This is a genomic window from Microbacterium sp. CFBP9034, assembly GCF_034045255.1.
Lineage (GTDB): Bacteria > Actinomycetota > Actinomycetes > Actinomycetales > Microbacteriaceae > Microbacterium.
Genome location: NZ_JAXCWC010000001.1, coordinates 2,125,313 through 2,141,807, shown reverse-complemented (window position 1 = coordinate 2,141,807; position 16,495 = coordinate 2,125,313). Strand labels below are relative to the sequence as shown.

The following is a 16,495-nucleotide window of genomic DNA, read 5'->3' as shown; positions in this document are numbered from 1 at the left end:
GCCTCTCATGGCGGCGGTGTCACCTGGGCGCCGGAGCGGACCGCGGTCAGGACGAGCGCGCGATCCGCGCCAGAACGCCGTGGACGAACGATCCCGAGTCGTCGGTCGAGAACTCCTTGGCGAGCTCGACCGCCTCGTCGATCGCGACGGCGACGGGCACCTCGTCGTTGTAGAGGACCTCCCACACGCCGATGCGCAGGACGGCGCGGTCGACGGCCGGCATGCGGGCGAGCGACCAGTCTTTGGCGAACGTGGTGATCTGCTCGTCGATCGCGTCCCGATTGTCGATGACACCGTCCACGATCTCGCGCGCGTAGAGCCATGAGGTCTCGCGGGCCGGCTCGTTGGCCGCGCGCTTCGCCTCTGCCGCGAGCACGGCGGCGGGCTCCTCACCGCGGACGTCGGCCTGGAAGAGGATGTCGAGGGCGCGCTTGCGCGCCTTGCTCCGAGCGCTCAAGGTCAGCTCACGCGGCCGAGGTAGTCCCCGGTGCGCGTGTCGACCTTGACCTTGGTGCCGGTCTCGAGGAAGAGCGGCACCTGGATCTCGTAGCCCGTCTCCACGGTGGCCGACTTCGTTCCCGCCGACGAGCGGTCGCCCTGCAGGCCCGGCTCGGTGTACGTGATCTCCAGGATGACCGAGGCGGGGAGCTCGACGTACAGCGGGTTGCCGTTGTTGAGCGCGATCTGCACCTGCTGGTTCTCGAGCAGGAAGTTCGCGGAATCGCCGACGGTCGCGGCGGTCAAGGTGATCTGGTCGTAGTCCGCGACGTCCATGAACACGAAGCCCTCGCCGTCGTTGTACAGGTACGTGAAGTCGCGACGATCGACGTTCTCCGTCTCGATCTTCGCGCCGGCGTTGAACGTCCGGTCGACGACCTTGCCCGACATCACGTTCTTGAGCTTGGTCCGCACGAAGGCGCCGCCCTTGCCGGGCTTCACGTGCTGGAACTCCACGACGCTCCAGAGCTGCCCGTCGATGTTCAGGACGACGCCGTTCTTGATGTCTGCGGTGGATGCCATGGGTATGGAGTTTCCGTTCGTGAGGAGAAGTGGCCGATCACGGCCCGACAGTGCATTCTACGGGATGCCTCGGCCGAGGCTTTCAGCGAGGGCGGTCAGCCGAACGCCTGGCCGGTGATCACCGCGATGAGACGATCGATGGCCGTCGCGTAACCGGCGACCCCCTCGCCCACGACGTGGACCACGGCCACGTCTGCGACGTACGAGTGCTGGCGGAACGACTCGCGCTGCGCGATGTCGGAGATGTGCACCTCGGCCACGGGCAGCGCGACCCCCGACAGCGCGTCGCGGAGCACGATCGACGTGTGCGTCAGCCCGCCCGGATTGATCACGATGCCGGCGCAGTCCTCGCCCGCGGCGTGGATGGCGTCGAGGAGCACTCCTTCGTGGTTGCTCTGCACCGCGCGCACCTCGAACCCGTGTGCGGCCGCGGTCTCGACCGCCAGCGCTTCGACGTCGTGAAGCGTCGCCGTGCCGTAGACGGTCGGCTCGCGCGCGCCGAGCAGGTTGAGATTCGGACCGTTGACGAGAAGCAGGCGACGGGGAGCGGTCACTTGGCCACGCTATCAGCGGGTGCCGGCGCGGGCGTCGGGGGAATGATCCGGAACAGCGGCGCCCGAGAGACGATCAGCCACGCCGGCAGGACGATCACGCACAGCATCGGCAGGAGCGTGATGTCGGCGGGGATGGCGACGCCGAGGAAGATCGCCAGCCAGCCGTCGCGGGCGACGACGAGGATGACGCCCACGATCCCGCAGGCGACGGCCAGCCCGAGTGGGAGCCCGGGGATCAGCACGTGCCCGAGCATGCCCAGCGCGACGCCGATGAACGTCGCCGGGAAGATGCGGCCGCCGCGGAAGAGCGCGCTGGCGGCGATGACGAGGGCGAGGATCTTGATGCCCGCGATCACCGCGAGCTGGGTGCCGTCGTAGGCGCCCGGATCCGACAGCAGATCGCCGATCTGCGTCAGGCCCTTGAACATCGTGATGGGGCCGCCGATGAGTCCCAGGATGCCGAGGAGGAAGCCGCCGACGAGCGGGATGAGGATCGGGTGCCGCAGCGCGTGCAGCGCCCGCCAGCAGAGGGGGAAGAGCACGAGGGCGACCAGTGCGATCGCCACGGCGCCACAGGCGACGAGCGCGCCGGTGAGCAGGTCGATGGCCTGAGGGCTGCCATACGCGGGCAGATCGAACGACAGCGGCGGCGAGCCGAGGAGATGCATGGTGATCGCGCCGGCGCCCGCTGCCACGACGGGGAGGAACAGCTTGTCCCAGAGCGAGCCGCCGCCCTTGACGGCGGCCACGATGCCGGTGAACAGCAGCGCGGCCGCGACGGGGGTTCCGAACAGCGCGCCCACGGTCGCCGCCCCTGCGATCAGGACCGCGACCTGTGCCGGCACCTTCGGCAGGAATCGGGCGAACACGGCGACGATGATGCCGATGTTGATGGCGATGATCGGGTTCTCGGGACCCAGGCTCACTCCGCCCGCGAGGCTCAGCACGGTGACGATTGCGAGGCCCGGGAGCACTCGCAGCTTCAGCGGCGGCTCGATGAGCTCGGTGGTCGCGGAGTCCGGACCGCCGTGTCCGGGAAGGAACTGCAGCCCGAGCCCGACCGCGAGTCCGGTGAGCGTGAGGACGAGCACGATCCACCAGCCGCTCGGATCGACGCCCAGGGCGCCCGGGAGGGTCGTCCACAGCACACCGCTCAGGAGGTCCGCCAGCTGCTCGAGCGTCCACAGCAGCAGCGCGGCGAACGCCCCGAGGATGATCGCCGGGATCGCCAGCACCAGCATCTGGCGGGGCGAGGCGCCGCCCTCGTCCGGCGTTGAGGCAAGGCTCATCGGTTCGCGCTCCGTTTCCGTCGGCACCGGCGGAGTCGGCCGGTGTGCTCATCCTGCCGGAAGGTCCGTCGCACTCGGCGGGTGATTTCTCGCCGGCGTCAGCCGGCGACCTCCTGGTAGGCGGCGAACAGCAGCGATTCGTCCGGAGCCTGAAGCACGGTGGGCTTGGCGATGTCGTCGAGCACGATGAACCGCAGCAATCCGCCGCGGCTCTTCTTGTCGCGCTGCATCGACGCCTGGAGGGTGGGCCACGCTCCCGCCCGGTACGTCGTCGGCAGGCCGAGCGACGACAGGATGTCGCGGTGGCGCTGGGCCGCGGCATCCGGAAGCCGTCCCGCGAGGCGGGAGAGCTCGGCCGCGAAGACCATGCCCACCGAGATCGCCGCGCCGTGGCGCCACCGGTAGCGCTCGGCGTGCTCGATGGCGTGGCCGAGGGTGTGGCCGTAGTTGAGGATCTCGCGCAGGCCCGCCTCGCGGAGGTCCTGGCCCACGACGCGGGCCTTCATGTCGATGGCGAGCTCGATCGTGCGACGGAAGGCCTCGCTGCGCGGGTCGACCGCATTCTCGGGGTCCGCCTCGACGAGGTCGAGGATCTCGGGCGCCCAGATGAAGCCGGCCTTGATCACCTCGGCGTAGCCGGCGACCAGCTCGTTGCGCGACAGGGAGTCGAGCAGGTCGAGGTCGCACAGCACCGCGCGCGGCGCCCAGAACGCTCCGACGAGGTTCTTGCCCTCGGCCGTGTTGACGCCCGTCTTGCCTCCGACGGCGGCGTCGACCATGCCCAGCACGGTGGTCGGCACGTGCACGACCTCGACGCCGCGCAGCCACGTCGCCGCCACGAACCCGGCGAGGTCGGTCACCGCGCCTCCGCCGAAGCCGACCACGGCGTCGGTGCGGGTGAAGTCGGCCTTGCCCATGACCTGCCAGCAGAATGCGGCGACCTCGATCCGCTTCCCCTGCTCGGCGTCCGGAATCTCGGCGAGGAGCACCTCGCGGTCGCCGGTCAGCGCGGCGCGCAGCGCCTCGGCCTGCGCCGCCAGCGTGGGCGGGTGGATCACGAGCACCTTGCGGGCGGCGGGGGGCAGTGCCTCGCCCAGCCCCGACAGGATGCCGCGGCCCACCGTGATGCCGTAGCTCGCATCGCCGCTCACCGTGATGGTCGTCGCGTCGCTCATGCCTCTCCCTCGTTCTCGGTGCCGCGGATCCACGTCACTATCTGGTCGACGACGTTCTGCAGCGGACCGTTGGATGTGTCGAAACGGATGTCGGCGAGCTCCTCGTAGACGGGTCGCCGCTGCTCGAAGATCGCTGACCAGCGCTCGAGGGCGTCGTCGCCCTGGAGCAGCGGGCGACTCGATCCGCGCACGCGCGTCGCGACCACGCGCGGCGCGACGGTCAGGAGCACCACTCGGTGCGCCGCGAGGTCCGCTCGGGTGTCGGCCTGGAGCACCGCTCCCCCACCGAGCGAGACGATGCCGCCGTTCGCGAGCCCTTCGACGACGGCCGCACGCTCGAGCGCCCGGAAGTGCGGCTCGCCGTGTTCGACGAAGAGCTGCTCGATCGGGCCGTGCTCACGCGCGACGGCGGCGTCGGTGTCGAAGAACGGCCGTTCGAGCGCACGCGCGACCCGCTTGCCGACGCTCGTCTTGCCGGCGCCCATCGGCCCGATGAGGACGACGGCGCTAGCGGGCGAGGTCATGCTGGGCGAGCGCCGTGTCGCTGGCGGTCGCGGTGCGCAGTGTCTCGGGGATCGCGGCGAGATAGCCTTCGAGGTTGCGGCGCGTCTCACCGACGCTGTCGCCGCCGAACTTCTCCAGCACGACCTCGGCGAGCACGATCGCGACCATCGCCTCGGCGACGACGCCGGCGGCCGGCACGGCGCACACGTCGGAGCGCTGGTGGTGCGCCGCCGCGGTGTCACCGGTCGAGACATCCACGGTGCGCAGCGCCTTCGGCACCGTCGCGATCGGCTTCATCCCGGCGCGGACGCGCAGCACGGTGCCTGTCGACATGCCGCCCTCGGTGCCGCCGGCCTTGTCGCTCGAGCGGGTGATGCCGCCGTCGGTCGCGTGCAGCTCGTCGTGGGCCTGCGACCCGCGGCGCGTGGTGGTGAGGAAGCCGTCTCCGACCTCGACGCCCTTGATCGCCTGGATGCTCATGAGAGCCTGCGCGAGCTTGCCGTCGAGTCGGCGGTCCCAGTGCACGTGCGAGCCCAGCCCGGGGGGCAGCCCGTAGGCGAGCACTTCCACGACGCCGCCGAGGGTGTCGCCGTCCTTGCGGGCGTCGTCGACCTCGGCCACCATCCGCTCGCTGGTCGCGGGGTCGAAGCAGCGCAGGGGGTCGGCGTCCAGCGTCGCCACGTCATCCGGCGCCGGCAGTGGCGCGTCGTCGGGCACCCGCACGGGGCCGATCGACAACGTGTGGCTCACCAGACGGATGCCGAGCTCGGACAGGAACGAGCGCGCGAGGGTGCCGAGGGCCACACGGGCGGCGGTCTCGCGGGCGCTCGCACGCTCGAGGATCGGCCGCGCCTCGTCGAAGTCGTACTTCTGCATCCCGACGAGGTCTGCATGGCCGGGGCGGGGACGGGTGAGCGCGGCGCCGCGTCCGCGGGACTTGTCGGTGAGCTCGACCGGATCGGGGCTCATGACCTCGACCCACTTCGGCCACTCGGTGTTGCCGATGCGCAGCGCGATGGGGCTGCCGAGCGAGAAGCCGTGGACGACCCCCGAGGAGATGCTCAGCTCGTCCTCTTCGAACTTCATGCGCGAGCCGCGGCCGTAGCCCAGCTTGCGGCGGGCGAGGTCGGCTTGGATCTCGGCGCGGGAGATGGGGACACCCGAAGGCAGACCCTCCATGATGGCGACGAGTTCGGGGCCGTGCGATTCGCCGGCCGTGAGCACGCGGAGCATTGGTCCAGTCTCCCACGTGCGCGTGGCCGGTTACGTCAGTGGTCGGGCCAGCGCTTCCCGCATCGCCGCGAGCACGTCGTCTTCGGCCGCGAGCGGCGTGCCGGCATCGCCGGTCGCGAAGATGCGCACCTGGAGCAGGGCCTGGTGCAGCAGCATCCCGAGCCCCGAGACGGCGGGGCGGTCGGCGCGCTCCCACGCGGCGGCCAGGACGGTCGGCCAGTGCCCGTAGACGACGTCGAGCAGCAGCCCGCCCGACCGGGCGAGTGCGTGGGCCACGGCATCCGTGACGGGTGCATCGCCCGGAAGCGTCGCGATCGTGACGGGTACGTCGTGGAGAGCGGATGCCTCGAACGGCGTCGCGGTGACTTCGATGCCGAGTCGCGTGCCGAGCGCCGCCAACGGCCGAACGGCGGCGGGTCTGCGGGCGACCACATCGACGCTGCGCGCGCCCATCTCGGCCAGGGCGACGAGCGCCGAGGTGGCGGTCGCACCGGCGCCGACGAGCCGCGCGCCGCCGACCGCGGTCACTCCCTGCTCGGCGAGCGAGCGCACGATGCCGCCGACGTCGGTATTGAACCCGCGCGGGCCGTCGGATCCGCGCAGCAGCGTGTTCACGGCGCCGGTGAGCTCGGCAGGACGATCTCGCGTGCGGGTCGCCGCGAACGCCGCACCCTTGAGCGGCATCGTGAGCGAGAGGCCGCGCCAGCGATCGTCGAGGCCGGCGAGCTCGCCGGCGAATTCCGTCTCGTTCACCCGACGGCGCCCGTACGTCCAGTCGAGCCCGAGCGCCCCGTAGGCGGCCGCATGAAGCTGCGGCGACCTGCTGTGCGAGATGGGGTCGCCCCAGACTTCGAGGCGGGACGCGTCGGCGTTCAGCACCCGGAGTCCGGGTGCTCCGAGCACCAGGCCAGCATCTGGTCGACGTAGCGCAGATGCTCGGAGTAGGTGTCGGTGAACACCGTCTCTCCGGTGTCCATGTTCACCGTGACGAAGTACAGGTACGACCCGTCGGCCGGGTGCATCGCCGCGTCGATCGCGACGTCGCCGGGATTGGCGATCGGTCCGACCGGCAGGCCCGGGTGCACATACGTGTTCCACGGGTTCGGGTCCTTGAGCGCTTCCTCCGAGGAGCTCGCGGAGCCGTCGTGCAACTCGCCGAAGCCGAACTGCGCGGTCGAGTCCATCTGCAGTTTGCCGAACGTCTCCTGATTCGAAGGGTCGAGGCGATTCTGGATCACCCGCGACACTTTCTGCATGTCCGCCTCGTAGCGCGCCTCGCGCTGGATGATGGACGCGATCGTCAGGATCTCCTGACGCTGATCCACGGGAACCCCGGCCGTGTCCAGCGACTTCACCGTGCGGTCCACCAATGTCTGGATGATCCCCTCGGCGGTCACGTCCGGGTCGAACGTGTACGTGGCGGGGAACAGCCAACCTTCGAGCGAGTCCGCGCTCACGTCGTAGGCGGAAGGATCGGCGACGGCCGCCTCGAACTCCTCCAGCGGGATGCCGGTGCCTTCGGCGAGTAGCGGGAGCGATTGCTCGACGGTGAGGCCCTCGCGCAGCTGCGCGGTGTTCTCCATCTTGTTCGCCGGCTCGAGGAGAGCTGCCAGTGCGGCCTCCGACGTCATCTGCTTCTGCAGCTTGAAGACGCCCGGAACGAACGGCGGGTTCTGACCGCTTTCGATCAGGTAGTCGTAGAAGGCGTCGGGGGTCTTGGTGACTCCAGCGTCGTACAGGCTCTGGGAGATCGGCGAGCCGGTGTCGCCTGACGCGACGGTGACGTACGCCTCACCGTTCGCCATGCCCTCTTCGTAGTCCTGGGGCTCCTCCCAGCCCATGACCTCGCGGATCTGCTCCTCGTACGTCGTCCAGACGTACCAGGCGCCCCCGGCGATGCCGCCGAGGATCGCGAGGATCACACCGAGCGCGATCCAGCCGCCGATGCGTCGACGTCGCTTGTTCTTGGGCGGCGGCGTGGAGCCGAGGTCGTCGGTGGACCGCGAGCCCGTGAACAGGTCCTCGAGGGTCGCGGTCGGCGCGACCCGGTCCGGCGCGACGCGTTCGGGCTCCGCCGGAGCCGAGCTCGACGGCGCGGCCGCCCTGCGCTCGGACCGACCGGCGACGGCCTCCGACGGGGTCACTGCTACGGCCGCGGCCACCTGCGGGGTCGAGCCGGTGCGGCTGTACGGCAGCGCGGGCGCCGATCCGTCCGCAATCGGCCACGAATCATCCTCATCGGCATCCGCATCGGTCGGGGTCGGGGCTCCGGCGTAGGCCCGGGGCTGTGCCAGCATGCCCGACTCGTCGAGCGGCGGTCCGCTCTCGGGGACTGCGGGAGACGGATCGACCGGCGCAGCGGGCGACGGAAGAGATCCGACCGCCACTCCCCCGGTGGATTGACGGGCCGCCGCCTCGCGCGCTTCGCGCCGAGAGAGGGGTGCCCCGTCCGCGTTCTGCGAGGCGCCTGCGCCGCCCGGCGCGGGCGCGGCGCCGTAGCCCGAGTCCTCACGGTTCGATCGCAGATCGTGCCCGCGGGGATCGGGGAGATTGCCGAACAGATCCGCGAACGGATCGTCGGGCGTTGAGTGGGGCATGTCAGGCGGGCTCCTGGGAAACGGGGGTGCCGGGGGGGCGACCGGTGCTCTTCTCGACGTCGAGAGCTTGCTGAAGCAGCACGACCGCGGCTACCTGGTCGACAATGTTACGAGAAGAACGCTGAGATCTGCCCGACTGACGCAGGGCGGCATGTGCCGAGACCGTCGAGAGGCGCTCGTCGACCAGCCTGACCGGCAGAGCGGATGCCGACGCCAGCTCCCCCGCGAACTGGCGCGCGTCCGCCGTCGACGCGGTGTCCTCGCCTCGCATGTTGAGCGGGAGCCCGACGAGCAGCTCGACCGCCGAGTGCTCCGCCACGAGCGCGACGATGCGCGAAACAGCGTCCTCGTCGCGCTTGACCGTCTCCACGGGCGTCGCGAGCATGCCGTCGGGATCGCAGCGCGCGACCCCGACCCGGGCCCGACCCACGTCGATGCCGAGTCGCACCCCGCGACGGAAGCCGCTCACGCGCCGAGTGCGCCCTTCACCGCGGCCAGCGCGGCCGGCAGTGCCGAGGCATCCGTCCCGCCCCCCTGAGCCACGTCGTCGCGACCGCCGCCGCCGCCGCCGAGCGCCGCCGCGGCGGCCTTCGCCAGCACACCGGCCTTGGCGCCGGCGGCGCGCGCGGCGTCGTTGGTGGCCACGATCACGACGGGGCGACCGCCGACCTCGGCGCCGAGCGCGACCACCGCGGCCTGGGAGCCCAGTCGCTCGCGCACCTGCAGGGCGAGCGAGCGCACGTCGTCCGCGGACGCCGCACCGCCGAGGGTCTCGGCGACGACGAGCTGGCCGCCGACCTGCACGGCCGTTGCCGTCAGCGCGGGCAGGCGGTCGCCGAGCGCCTTGGACTCGAACGCGGCGATCTTCTTCTCCGCCGCCTTGAGGCTTGCGGTGAGCTCGGCGATGCGAGCGCCCAGCTGCTCGCGCGGCGTCTTCAGCGTCGAGGTGAGCTGGGAGACGATCGCACGCTCCGCCGCGAGCGACCGGAACGCGTCGAGTCCGACGAGGGCCTCGACGCGGCGGTTCGAGGCGCCCACCGACGACTCGCCGACGAGGTTGATGAGACCGACCTCCGAGCTCGTCGACACGTGGGTCCCCGCGCACAGCTCACGCGACCACGGGCCGCCGATGTCGACCATGCGGACGGTGTCGCCGTACTTCTCGCCGAACAGGGCCATCGCGCCGAGCGCCTTGGCGTCGTCGAGGGCGAGCACGCGCGTGGTCACCTCGAGGTTGTCGCGCACGGCGTTGTTGGCGATCTCCTCGATCTCGGTCCTCGTCGCGTCGGAGAGAGACTGGCCCCAGGTGAAGTCGAAGCGCATGTAGCCCGCGCGATTGAGCGACCCGGCCTGCGTGGCCGTGCGTCCGAGCGTGTCGCGCAGCGCGGCGTGCACGAGGTGCGTCGCCGAGTGCGCCTGGCGCGCGGCGCGGCGGTTCGCGGCGTCCACGATCGTCGTCGCGGGCTGGCCGACGCCGACCTCGCCGGTCGTCACTTCGACGGTGTGGCTGATCAGGCCGGCGACGGGCTTCTGGACGTCGATGACCTCGAGCTCGTAGCCGGGGCCGACGATCACGCCCTTGTCGGCGACCTGCCCCCCCGACTCGGCGTAGAGGGCGGTGTCGGCGAGGATGACCTCGGCGATCTGCCCCGTCCCGATGCGGTCGACCGAGAGGCCGTCCACGAGGATGCCCAGCACCCGCGACTCGGTCTCGAGGTCGGTGTAGCCCGTGAAGGTGGTCTCGCCGAGCGCGCGGAAGTCGCGGTAGACGCTGGTGTCGGCGAGCTGGCGCTTGCGCGACTTCGCATCGGCCTTGGCGCGGGCGCGCTGCTCCTGCATCAGCGTGTCGAACGCGGCGCGGTCGACCGAGAGCCCGGCCTCCTCGGCGATCTCGAGCGTGAGGTCGATCGGGAAGCCGTAGGTGTCGTGGAGCAGGAACGCCTCGGCGCCCGCGAGGGCGCTGCCGCCTCCGCGCTTCGTCTGGGCGACGGACTCGTCGAGGATCGTGGACCCCGCGGCGAGCGTGCGGAGGAAGGTCTCCTCCTCGGCCAGTGCGTACTGCGAGATGCGCGCGTAGTCGGCCTCGACGACCGGGTAGGCGTCCTTCATCGCGTCTCGCGAGGCCGCGAAGAGGTCGGCGAAGACGGGGCCGTCGACGCCGAGGAGGCGCATCGAGCGGATCGCGCGCCGCATGAGCCGACGCAGGATGTAGCCGCGGCCGTCGTTGGCGGGCGTGACGCCGTCGGAGAGGAGCATGAGCGAGGACCGCACGTGGTCGGCGATCACGCGGAAGCGCACGTCGTCCTGGTGGTCCGCGCCGTAGGTGCGGCCGCTCAGCTCGACGGCTTTGTCGAGCACGGGGCGCACCTGATCCGTCTCGTACATGTTGTCGACGCCCTGCTTGATGAACGCGATGCGCTCCAGGCCCATGCCGGTGTCGATGTTCTTGGCCGGCAGCTCGCCGACGATGTCGAAGTCGTACTTGGACTGCACGTTCGTGATCTCGTACTGCATGAACACGAGGTTCCAGATCTCGACGTAGCGGTCGTCGTCGGTGGCGGGGCCGCCGTCGATCCCGTACTCCGGCCCACGGTCGAAGAAGATCTCCGAGCAGGGACCCGCCGGGCCGGGCAGACCCGTGCTCCAGTAGTTCGTGTCCTTGCCGAGCCGCTGGATGCGCTCCTCGGGGAACCCGGCGATCTCCTGCCACAGGCCGAAGGCCTCGTCGTCCTCTTCGTAGACGGTGACCCACAGGTCCTTCGGGTCGAATCCGAGGCCGCCGTCGGACTCCGCCGACGTCAGCAGCTCCCACGCGAAGCGGATCGCGCCGTCCTTGAAGTAGTCGCCGAACGACCAGTTGCCCATCATCTGGAAGAACGTGCCGTGGCGGGGCGTCTTGCCCACCTCTTCGATGTCGTTCGTCCGCAGGCATTTCTGCACGTCCGCAGCCCGCTGGTACGGCGCGGGGACATCGCCGCTCAGATACGGGATGAACGGCACCATGCCCGCGACGGTGAACAGCAGGGCAGGGTCGTCGGTCACCAGCGATGCCGACGGCACGATGACGTGGTCGTTCTTCTCGAAGTAGTCCAGGAAGCGCTGCGCGATCTCGGCGGTCTTCATTCGTGGTCCTCGCAAGTGCGCGCGGTCCATCGCCCCGCGGACGGGGCTGGATGGCCGCTGGTCAGTCGGTGAGCTTCTTGGCGACGTCGGCCGCGGTGTCGAGGGCGTCGGATGCCACGGCACGCGCCGCCTCGGCGGCTTCGGCGGCGGCGTCCTTGACGTCGTCGACGAGGCCCGAGATGCGGGCCTCCTGCTCGCGGTACGCGTCGCCGATCCGGTCGGTGAACTCGGTGATGCGCGCGTCCACCTCGGCGAGGACCTCGTGGCCACGGGGATCCTTGTTCACGAGGTGCGCGATGACGAAACCTCCGGCGATGCCGACCAGGAACCACAGCAGGGTCTTCATTTCACCACTTCCTCGGTGGCCGCCGGGCGCGGCACCACCCCATCGTAGGCGGAAACGACGAAGGGCGCCGGGTCTCCCCGGCGCCCTTCGTGCGAAACCAGTTCGCGAGCTGAGATCAGCGAGCGGCGTAGTACTCGACGACGAGCTGGACTTCGCAGACCACGGGAACCTCGGCGCGCTTGGGGCGGCGGAGGAGGCGGGCCTGGAGCTTGTCGAGCTCGACCTCGACGTAGGCGGGCACGGGCGGCAGGACGTCGGCGTGACCACCGGCGGCTGCGACCTGGAAGGGCTCGGTGCCCTCGCTCTTGGCCTTGACGTGGATGAGCTGACCCGGCTTCACGCGGAACGACGGGCGGTCGACGAGCTGGCCGTCGACGAGGATGTGGCGGTGCACGACCATCTGGCGCGCCTGGGCAGTGGTGCGGGCGAAGCCGGCGCGCAGCACGAGGGCGTCGAGACGCATCTCGAGCAGCTCGACGAGGTTCTCACCGGTCAGACCCTGGGTGCGACGGGCCTCGTTGAAGGTGTTGCGCATCTGCTTCTCGCGGATGCCGTACTGCTCGCGGAGACGCTGCTTCTCGCGGAGGCGGACGGCGTAGTCGCTGTCCTGCTTGCGCTTGGTGCGGCCGTGCTCGCCGGGCGCGTAGGGGCGCTTCTCGAGGTACTTGGCTGCCTTGGGGGTCAGCGCGATACCGAGTGCGCGGGACAGGCGGACCTTGCGGCGGTCCTGGGACTTCGTAGGCACGAAGGATTCCTTCCGATGACGTGGCCGCGTCTTTCGCAGCTCACGGACGTATCCCGGAACCCGCCTGTCGGGACGCACGTCGGGGCGACCCGGAGGCTGTGAAGGGTGGTGGGGATGCCCGAAAACTGTGTTTCGAGCCGGTCAAGTCTAACAGACGGCGCGTTCCGTCCTCGCCGACGGCTGCCTTCGGCCGACGCTCGCGCGGGGCGTCCGGGTTCGACCGCTCAGTCGCCGGCCAGGATGCGCCGGATCTTCTCGAGCCGGGCCTGGACGTCTCGCTCCTGGCCGTGGTTGGTCGGCTCGTAATAGCGGCGCCCGCGAAGCTCGTCGGGGAGGTACTGCTGGGCGGCCACCCCGACGTCGGAGTCGTGAGGGTAGACGTAGCCCTTGCCGTGACCGAGGCGCTTGGCCCCGGGGTAGTGGGCGTCGCGCAGGTGCACCGGCACGCGCCCGAATCCGCCTGCGCGCACGTCGGCGATGGCCGCATTGACAGCGAGGTATGCCGCGTTCGACTTCGCGGTGGTCGCCAGATACGCGGTCGCCTCCGCGAGCGGGATGCGGCCCTCCGGCATGCCGATGAGCTGCACGGCGTCGGCGGCCGCGACGGCGAGCGGGAGGGCGTGGGGGTCGGCGAGGCCGATGTCCTCCGCCGCCGAGATGATCAGGCGCCGGGCGATGAACCGGGGATCCTCGCCCGCTTCGATCATGCGCGCCAGGTAGTGCATCGCGGCATCCACGTCGGACCCGCGGATGGACTTGATGAACGCGCTGATGACGTCGTAGTGCTCGTCGCCCTGCCGGTCGTAGCGCAGGAGCGCCCGGTCGACCGCCTGCGACACGTGCTCGGAGGTGATGGCGGGTGGGCTGTCGCCGTCGTCGCCCGGCTCCGCCAGGGAGGCCGCGGCCTCCAGGGCCGTGAGCGCGCGACGCGCGTCGCCCGACGAGAGCTGCACGAGGGCATCGCGCGCGTCGTCGCCGAGGACCACCTCTCCGGCGAGACCTCGGGCGTCTGAGACCGCACGGTCGATCAGCAGCCGGAGGTCGTCGTCGGTCAGCGGCTTCAGCGTAAGCAGGAGCGAGCGGGACAGGAGCGGCGAGATCACCGAGAAGGAAGGATTCTCGGTTGTCGCGGCGATGAGCACCACCCACCCGTTCTCCACGCCCGGCAGGAGCGCATCCTGCTGGGCCTTCGTGAACCGGTGGATCTCATCGAGGAAGAGGATCGTCGACTGACCGTAGAGGTCGCGCTGGGTGAGCGCCTCCTGCATGACCTCCCGGACGTCCTTGACGCCCGCCGTGACCGCGGAGAGCTCGACGAAGCGTCGCCCCGACGTGCGGGCGATCGCCTGCGCGAGCGTGGTCTTGCCCGTGCCCGGCGGCCCCCAGAGGATGACCGATGTGGCGGCGCGGGCCGCGGCATCCGGATTCGCGAGCGTGACGAGGGGCGAGCCGGGTCGCAGCAGGTGGCTCTGCCCCGCGATCTCTTCGAGCGTGACCGGCCGCATGCGCACCGCGAGGGGCGTCTGCCCCTGGAAGAGCGCGGTCGGGATCGTCACCGTTCCAGGCTAGCCCGCACCTGCGACGCGCGGCGCGAAGCGGTTTGGCCGCCGGTGAGAGCGCCCCGTAGGATCAACCCGGCCCGGGCGTCGACCCGGAGCGAGGGAGGTTCCGTGGCGACCGGAGGCAAGGATCGCGAAGCGCGCGAAGCACGCGAGCGCGCACGTCTGTATCAGGCGCGCCAGGAGTTCCACCGCGACAGGGCCCGCCGACGCACGCGCGACAACCTCATCGCCGGCATCGCGGGCGGGGTGCTGATCGTGGGCGTCCTCGCCGTTCAGACCGCGTACTTCGTCGCCGGACCCGGTGCGCCCGAGCCGACGCCGACGTCGACCTCGACACCGGGAGTGACGCCCGGCCCGACCGGTACCCCGACTCCGACGCCGAGCGTGACCAGTCCGATGCCGAGCGTGACGCCGACCCCCACCCCGTGACGCGCTGAGCAACTGAGCGATCGCGCTCGCCCGTACTAGGCTGGGGAGCCGTCCATCCCCCACAGGCGGCGAGAGCCGCGATGAGGTGCATCCCGTGACTGCTGCAGCAGAGTCCACTCCCGAATCCACCGAGCCCGACGCCGAGAACGTCGAGCCCGCCGAGCACGGGACGGAGTCCGTCGAGGCCGACGGCAACGACACCGGATCGGTCGATCCGTCGCCGGAGTCTGCCGAGGTGGAGTCGCCCGAGGCGGCCCCCGCGGACACGCCGGAGCCCGCGCCCGAGACCGCCGAGCCCGAGGCGGCTGAGCCCGAGGTCGCTGAGCCCGCGGCCGCTGAGCCCGCGCCCGACAGCGCCGAGCCCGCTGAGGCGGAGTTCGCTGAGCCCGAGGCGGCTGAGCCCGCGGCCGACACCGCCGAGCTCGCTGAGCCTGAGGCCGCTGAACCCGGGGCCGCTGAACCCGAGGCCGCTCCGGTCGAGGAGACCGCCGCCGCCGAAGCCGCCGCGCCCGCGGTGAACGCCGTTCCCGCGCCCGCGCCCATGCCGAGGCCGAAGCCCCGGTCCACGACCACGGCCGCCGCAGCGGCCGTCGCCGACGCAGGTTCCGGCGAGCCCTGGGGGCGCGTCGAGGATGACGGCACCGTGTCGGTTCGTGAGGCGGACGGCTGGCGGGTCGTCGGTCAGTTCCCCGACGGCACGCCCGACGAAGCTCTCGCCTACTTCGAGCGCAAGTACGCGGATCTCGCCAGCGAGGTCGGACTCCTCGAAGTGCGCCACCGTCGTGGCGGGGCATCCGCCTCCGACCTGCGCAGCGCGGCGCGCGCCGTCTCGGCCAAGCTCGAAGGCGCCGCCGCCGTCGGCGATCTCGCCGCCCTCGAGGCGCGGGTCGCCGCTCTCAACGCGACCCTCGCCGCGGCATCCGAGACCGAAGCGGCAGCCGCGCGCGAAGCCGTGGGCGAAGCGGTGCGTGAGCGCACGGCGCTGGTCGAGAAGGCCGAAGCCCTCGCCGCACGCGACCCCCGGTCGGTGCAGTGGAAGCAGGCGACGGCCGAGCTCACCGAGCTGTTCGACCAATGGCAGTCGCAGCAGCAGAACGGCCCTCGCCTGCCCAAGGCCGCCGCGCAGCAGCTCTGGAAGCGATTCCGCGATGCCCGTTCGACCGTCGACAAGCACCGCCGCGAGTTCTACGCCGAGCTCGACGAGACCCACAAGGGCGTCCGCGAGAGCAAGACGAAGCTCGTCGAGAAAGCGGAGGCGCTCGCACCCAAGGGCGAGGACGGCATCCCCGCCTACCGGGAGCTGCTCGACCAGTGGAAGACCGCCGGTCGCGCGGGCAAGAAGGTCGACGACGCGCTGTGGGCGCGGTTCAAGGCCGCGGGCGATGCCCTGTACAGTGCGCGCATCGAGCGGGAGTCGGCGGATGCGGAGGCCTCGCGCGAGAAGATCGAGGCCAAGCGCGCTCTCCTCGAAGAGGCCAAGGCGGTCGCCGACGAGCGCGACCTCGCCAAGGCGCGGTCGCTCCTCACCAGCGTGCAGCGTCGCTGGGACGACATCGGGCGCATCTTCCCCCGAGACGCCGAGCGCACGCTCGACGACGAGCTGCGCAAGCTCGAGCAGGGTGTGAAGTCGCGTGAAGAGACGGACTGGAAGCGCAACAACCCCGAGACCAAGGCGCGCGCCAACGACATGACGCGCCAGCTGACCGACGCCATCGAGAAGCTGGAGGACGAACTGGCTGCCGCCGAGAAGTCCGGCGACAAGAAGGCGATCGCGAACGCGACCGACGCCCTCGAGGCTCGTCGGGCGTGGCTCAAGGCGCTCGGCGGCTGACGCCCGTCTCCTCCTTCGTCCGGCGGGCGGCGACGTTGTCCACAGCGTGAGGGACGCGGCATCCGTCGCCTGCCGGTGTGGGGCACA

The 16,495-nt window shown here is 71.0% G+C and carries 16 protein-coding genes; 2 read left to right on the top strand and 14 right to left on the bottom strand.

Going from position 1 to position 16,495, the window contains the following annotated elements; translation table 11 throughout:
* Positions 1 to 46: 46 nt before the first annotated feature.
* The 14 genes from nusB to SOM19_RS09770 form a co-directional block, all read right to left on the bottom strand.
* Complete coding sequence (gene nusB, locus SOM19_RS09835; protein ID WP_320486334.1) at positions 47 to 457, bottom strand: transcription antitermination factor NusB; 411 nt, start codon at positions 455 to 457, stop codon at positions 47 to 49.
* Positions 458 to 459: 2 nt separating this feature from the next.
* Complete coding sequence (gene efp / locus SOM19_RS09830; protein WP_320486333.1) at positions 460 to 1,020, bottom strand: elongation factor P; 561 nt, start codon at positions 1,018 to 1,020, stop codon at positions 460 to 462.
* A gap of 95 nt (positions 1,021 to 1,115) precedes the next feature.
* Complete coding sequence (locus SOM19_RS09825; protein ID WP_320486332.1) at positions 1,116 to 1,574, bottom strand: type II 3-dehydroquinate dehydratase; 459 nt, start codon at positions 1,572 to 1,574, stop codon at positions 1,116 to 1,118.
* Positions 1,571 to 2,863, bottom strand: a complete 1,293-nt coding sequence (locus SOM19_RS09820) for an ion channel protein (protein WP_320486331.1) — start codon at positions 2,861 to 2,863, stop codon at positions 1,571 to 1,573. The genes SOM19_RS09825 and SOM19_RS09820 overlap by 4 nt, the downstream gene beginning before the upstream one ends.
* A gap of 98 nt (positions 2,864 to 2,961) precedes the next feature.
* Positions 2,962 to 4,038, bottom strand: coding sequence for a 3-dehydroquinate synthase (aroB, locus tag SOM19_RS09815; RefSeq protein ID WP_320486330.1), 1,077 nt, complete (start codon positions 4,036 to 4,038; stop codon positions 2,962 to 2,964).
* The gene (locus SOM19_RS09810; protein WP_320486329.1) at positions 4,035 to 4,562 is read right to left on the bottom strand and encodes a shikimate kinase; all 528 of its coding nucleotides are present in this window, start codon (positions 4,560 to 4,562) and stop codon (positions 4,035 to 4,037) included. The genes aroB and SOM19_RS09810 overlap by 4 nt, the downstream gene beginning before the upstream one ends.
* A complete protein-coding gene (gene aroC / locus SOM19_RS09805; RefSeq protein ID WP_320486328.1) occupies positions 4,546 to 5,775 on the bottom strand; it encodes a chorismate synthase in 1,230 nt (409 codons plus the stop codon). Before aroC ends, SOM19_RS09810 begins: the two co-directional genes overlap by 17 nt.
* Before the next feature lie 30 nt (positions 5,776 to 5,805).
* Positions 5,806 to 6,681: a shikimate dehydrogenase gene (locus tag SOM19_RS09800; RefSeq protein ID WP_320486707.1), complete on the bottom strand. Its 876-nt coding sequence runs from the start codon at positions 6,679 to 6,681 to the stop codon at positions 5,806 to 5,808.
* Positions 6,648 to 8,372, bottom strand: coding sequence for an endolytic transglycosylase MltG (gene mltG, locus SOM19_RS09795; RefSeq protein WP_320486327.1), 1,725 nt, complete (start codon positions 8,370 to 8,372; stop codon positions 6,648 to 6,650). Before mltG ends, SOM19_RS09800 begins: the two co-directional genes overlap by 34 nt.
* A gap of 1 nt (position 8,373) precedes the next feature.
* On the bottom strand, positions 8,374 to 8,841 hold the full coding sequence (gene ruvX / locus SOM19_RS09790; protein ID WP_320486326.1) for a Holliday junction resolvase RuvX: 468 nt from the start codon (positions 8,839 to 8,841) through the stop codon (positions 8,374 to 8,376).
* Complete coding sequence (alaS, locus tag SOM19_RS09785) at positions 8,838 to 11,495, bottom strand: alanine--tRNA ligase (RefSeq protein ID WP_320486325.1); 2,658 nt, start codon at positions 11,493 to 11,495, stop codon at positions 8,838 to 8,840. Before alaS ends, ruvX begins: the two co-directional genes overlap by 4 nt.
* Before the next feature lie 61 nt (positions 11,496 to 11,556).
* Positions 11,557 to 11,841 carry an ATPase gene (locus tag SOM19_RS09780; protein WP_320486324.1) on the bottom strand — a complete coding sequence of 95 codons (285 nt, stop codon included), beginning with the start codon at positions 11,839 to 11,841 and terminating at the stop codon, positions 11,557 to 11,559.
* Positions 11,842 to 11,956: 115 nt separating this feature from the next.
* Positions 11,957 to 12,586 (bottom strand): 30S ribosomal protein S4, encoded by a 630-nt coding sequence (rpsD, locus tag SOM19_RS09775; RefSeq protein WP_320486323.1) that lies wholly within the window; start codon positions 12,584 to 12,586, stop codon positions 11,957 to 11,959.
* A 224-nt stretch (positions 12,587 to 12,810) separates the two neighbouring features.
* Entirely contained in the window at positions 12,811 to 14,142 is a 1,332-nt protein-coding gene (locus SOM19_RS09770; RefSeq protein WP_320486322.1) for a replication-associated recombination protein A, read from the bottom strand.
* A gap of 114 nt (positions 14,143 to 14,256) precedes the next feature.
* Between SOM19_RS09770 and SOM19_RS09765 the strand changes: the two genes are divergently transcribed.
* Together SOM19_RS09765 and SOM19_RS09760 are read left to right on the top strand one after the other, a co-directional pair.
* Entirely contained in the window at positions 14,257 to 14,577 is a 321-nt protein-coding gene (locus SOM19_RS09765) for a dioxygenase (RefSeq protein ID WP_320486321.1), read from the top strand.
* Positions 14,578 to 14,671: 94 nt separating this feature from the next.
* The gene (locus SOM19_RS09760; protein ID WP_320486320.1) at positions 14,672 to 16,408 is read left to right on the top strand and encodes a DUF349 domain-containing protein; all 1,737 of its coding nucleotides are present in this window, start codon (positions 14,672 to 14,674) and stop codon (positions 16,406 to 16,408) included.
* Positions 16,409 to 16,495 lie beyond the last annotated feature (87 nt).

Excerpts from the sequence above, each read along its gene's own strand:
- efp (WP_320486333.1), bottom strand. The coding sequence starts at position 1,020 with ATGGCATCCACCGCAGACATCAAGAACGGCGTCGTCCTGAACATCGAC.
- SOM19_RS09820 (WP_320486331.1), bottom strand. The coding sequence starts at position 2,863 with ATGAGCCTTGCCTCAACGCCGGACGAGGGCGGCGCCTCGCCCCGCCAG.
- aroB (WP_320486330.1), bottom strand. The coding sequence starts at position 4,038 with ATGAGCGACGCGACGACCATCACGGTGAGCGGCGATGCGAGCTACGGC.
- SOM19_RS09810 (WP_320486329.1), bottom strand. The coding sequence starts at position 4,562 with ATGACCTCGCCCGCTAGCGCCGTCGTCCTCATCGGGCCGATGGGCGCC.
- aroC (WP_320486328.1), bottom strand. The coding sequence starts at position 5,775 with ATGCTCCGCGTGCTCACGGCCGGCGAATCGCACGGCCCCGAACTCGTC.
- mltG (WP_320486327.1), bottom strand. The coding sequence starts at position 8,372 with ATGCCCCACTCAACGCCCGACGATCCGTTCGCGGATCTGTTCGGCAAT.
- alaS (WP_320486325.1), bottom strand. The coding sequence starts at position 11,495 with ATGAAGACCGCCGAGATCGCGCAGCGCTTCCTGGACTACTTCGAGAAG.
- SOM19_RS09780 (WP_320486324.1), bottom strand. The coding sequence starts at position 11,841 with ATGAAGACCCTGCTGTGGTTCCTGGTCGGCATCGCCGGAGGTTTCGTC.